Annotated in this window: 1 pseudogene; it reads right to left on the bottom strand. The window is 54.4% G+C overall.

The features are described 5' to 3' along the window. A pseudogene (locus tag IG80_RS15970) lies at positions 1-431 on the bottom strand (PDZ domain-containing protein); the annotation flags it as partial. Positions 432-535 lie beyond the last annotated feature (104 nt).

The raw sequence follows: 535 nt of genomic DNA, 5'->3' as shown, positions 1-535 counted from the left end.
CCCATGAATCCCATCACGCTGTTGTGGAAGTCAGCACCGGAGAAGTCCACGCGTTTGATTTGGCCAAAGGCCATCTGTGTTTCCATCCAGCCTGATGCCTGTACCCGCGAAACGGCGGCGGCTTCCCCGATATTGAAGCGGAAGAACCGACGGGGAGGGGTGGAATAGCTGTTCCCGATCAACATCTGGCCCATGATCGACTGCCCCATACTCAAGGGAGCCTCACAGACGATCTCGGTGCCGGTGGAAGACACCACAGTCCACCGGACGTCCATACAGCGCGTGGCCAACTGCCCGGCTACATCCGCAGCCTTGCCGGAGAACACCATCTCGGCATTCCCAGATGGCGTGACTGCGAAAAATTCGCTTGCAATACAGGTAAGCGGTGTACCTAACAGACAGCAAAGTGCAACAGATTTGAGCCTCGTCATCCCTTCCCCCGAGATAAATGACAATAGATTGTGCGTAAATATAAAGCCTGTCGTGTGATTTGTGCCGTGTCTTGACAAGTCGATCTACGAAGTTTGGAAAGCGA

The organism is Candidatus Paracaedibacter symbiosus (assembly GCF_000757605.1).
Lineage (GTDB): Bacteria > Pseudomonadota > Alphaproteobacteria > Paracaedibacterales > Paracaedibacteraceae > Paracaedibacter_A > Paracaedibacter_A symbiosus.
The sequence above is the reverse complement of the archived record's forward strand: the minus strand, read 5'-3'. Positions and strand labels throughout refer to the sequence as shown.